Source organism: Anaerobiospirillum sp. NML120448 (assembly GCF_023050945.1).
Taxonomy (GTDB): domain Bacteria; phylum Pseudomonadota; class Gammaproteobacteria; order Enterobacterales; family Succinivibrionaceae; genus Anaerobiospirillum.
The window spans coordinates 1-2895 of sequence record NZ_JALKIM010000136.1; the positions used below are offsets into that span (position 1 = coordinate 1).

Here is a 2895-nt window from a genome sequence, read left to right on the forward strand (position 1 = left end):
GTAACTCTATTGTGTTACTAGATCGGCTTATTTTGGGTTTTCTCCCACTGGTTCTTATACTCTACAGGAGATAATCCATTTAATCGCTCCTGAGGACGGGCGTTGTTGTATTTTGAAATATACAACTGCAACTTATGGGACAATTCATCATAAGGTAGATAGTTACTTCTTTTTAAGTAGCCTAAATCGCATTTGGCTCGACCAAAGAAGCTTTCCATAGCACCATTATCCAAGCTGTTGCCCTTTCTGGACATGCTTTGAACCATATATTCATTGTTCTCAAAAACAGCAACATACTCATGATGCTGATAGTGAGAGCCCTGATCTGAGTGATAAATTGTCTTCACCCCTTCTGGCTGCATTTTACGAGCCTCTGCAAAGCTACTCATGGCAAATTCCTGAGATGGTGAAGCCGATATTGCATATGAGAGCACTTCATTATTAAATAAATCGAGATAGACTGACAGGTACAAGTTAGTTCCTCCTACACACGGGAACATAGTAATATCAGTAGTCACGATTTCAAAAGGGCGAGATGGATTGAAGTTTCTTTTGACCAAATCAGGCGCAATTTTACCAATATTGCCTTTATAAGAGTTGTAATTACTCTTATCTACTGGACTTACATACTCTAGTCCCTGTCTACGCAATGACTTTCTTACAGTTGGCACACTAACTGATATTTCGCGTCTTAAAAGCAACATTCTTACAGTATGCACCCCAATCTTACCATCGTGCTCATCGTAGATTTCCTTGGTGGCTTCATCAAGAGCTTTATTTTTAGCAATGTAATCTTTACGCACTTCAGTTCTTACGTTCTTATAGTAATTTACTTGCTGTGCATTAATGCCAAAAGCTTTCATTGCCACACCCTTTATAATATCGGGTTGCTCTTCAACAAGCTCAAGATATTTTTCTACCTTGAGCTTTGTTTTTTCGCCTTTAGTTAAGTGCTTATTACTCAAGATTGCGGTTAGCTCTTGCTTTTTTTTTAAAGCTTCCCTCATAGAGCTAATCTCTTGAGCATACCTCTTAAGCTCCCTATATTGGACATCTGCAGGCAGATCAGTAAAACCCTCACTTGTAATATCAATAATAGGATCTCTACCAGCCTGTCCTTTTACTCGTTTATACTCCTTAGCAGGAATACCATGTGATAAAGAATCAAGAGTTTTATCAATGTGCTCCAGAGCTATGCTAATGGCAATACTCTCAGGGTCGTCATTGGCTGCATTAGCTGTTTGTTCAGCATCTTGAGCCTTTTGAGCAAGAAGTCGCTTTTGCTCTTTATTTGCGTTAGTAAGCTCACGATTGAGGTCTTTTTTCTTGCCTCTGTAGGCTTTAACTTCTGCACGAGCTCGCCCCATGACTGGCTCAGGCAATGAGTCTACAGTGGTTCTATTAGTGCTGGATGAGCCAACAATAATAGGTTTAGCCTTAATGTTAGAGCTATCAATCTCTTCTAGATGAGTTGCAATTGATTCTGCCTCATTCCCTAAAGTCTCAACTTCCACCTTAGAAACGTCAGTTACTGCTTCATCCTCAAAAGCACTAGCTTCATATTGAGGCATGTCAGATACCGCCTCATTATCAAAAGCATTAGCTTCCTCCTGAGGTACGTCAGTTACTACTTCACTTTCAAAAGCACTAACTTCCTCCAGAGGCTTGTCAGACACTGCTTCATCATTCAAAGCATTGGAATCATTTTTATGCATGTTATTTACAGCTAAAGTTGGCTGGGAGCTAATATATTTGTTATATTGCTCTTGTGTAAAAGACTTATCACTTGAAAAATCAACAGAGTCTCCCCATAACTCATTTTGCTTTCTAAACATATATAAGGTGTTTAGTTGTTCTTGAGTCATACAAGGGTTGAACTTTCTTATAATGCTTTGCACCACCTCAGGATTTGCTGTTGATGGTAAATTCGCTATGCTGGCATCATATAAAGGTCTACCTTCTTTTTTGCGAAGATTGCGCATAGTTATTAATCTTCTTTCAGTAACCTTGAAAATTAAACCTGCTTGATTAGAAGGAATATTGTAAGCAATAGCAAACTCTAACATGCTAGCTATGTGCTTATTTTCAAAGCCACCTTGCTCGGTTAAAGTAGGAAGACGTCTATACTCTTCTACTCCATGGATAGAAATAAACTGTAATATGCGGCTTGCTTGTGAAGCTTGTATTTCATATAGCCTCACTAACTCACATGCTTTTACACCATGTTGAGATAGATATATGATGTCCTCTACCATATTTTCGCTTGGACGAAACTCTTCGAGCTTCAAGTCTCTTGTTCTAGCTTGGACATTGGTTGTACTAATAGGCTGAACATCTTGTGGAGCTACAGATACCTCTTGTTGCTCACAAGCTTCCCTATATTCGCTGCGTATTTGCTTAATACTCTTACCAGGGTTGTATTTAGCAATATCACCCTCAATAAACTCTCTATTGACCTCTGCAGGAATTGAAGCAATTCCTGCATTAACCAACTCATGTCCATACTTTTTACGTTGGTTTACAGCATTCTCTAAGATTCTTACTGGCAATGAGAAGATACATGCAGTTTTCCAAATTGGTAACTTAAAAGCCAACTGAAACTCTACAATAGCTGACAACATATCAAGTTTGATGTTGGGATTTGTTGGCATTTGTGGAAACTGCTTCAGTTTCTCCAAGCCATGAATGTTTAAGCAGTAAGTTAATCTGCCTGCATGTGCACCAGAAATATTTAGCTGCTTCGCAATTTTATGCTGACTAATACCCTGCTTTAAAAGGTCATACAACAGTTCGATATCTGTCGATGTAATTTTACTATTGTTAGCCATTGCTAACTCCTTTTGATTTCAACTAAAACTTGCTTAATTGTTTATATGATTATATTTTACTAGATCA

Annotated in this window: 1 protein-coding gene; it reads right to left on the reverse strand. The window is 38.4% G+C overall.

Annotated features, from left to right (window positions below):
• Nucleotides 1-17: 17 nt before the first annotated feature.
• A complete protein-coding gene (locus tag MXE38_RS12015; protein WP_246915398.1) occupies nt 18-2828 on the reverse strand; it encodes an IS3 family transposase in 2811 nt (936 codons plus the stop codon).
• Nucleotides 2829-2895 lie beyond the last annotated feature (67 nt).

Excerpts from the sequence above, each read along its gene's own strand:
- MXE38_RS12015 (WP_246915398.1), bottom strand. The coding sequence starts at position 2,828 with ATGGCTAACAATAGTAAAATTACATCGACAGATATCGAACTGTTGTAT.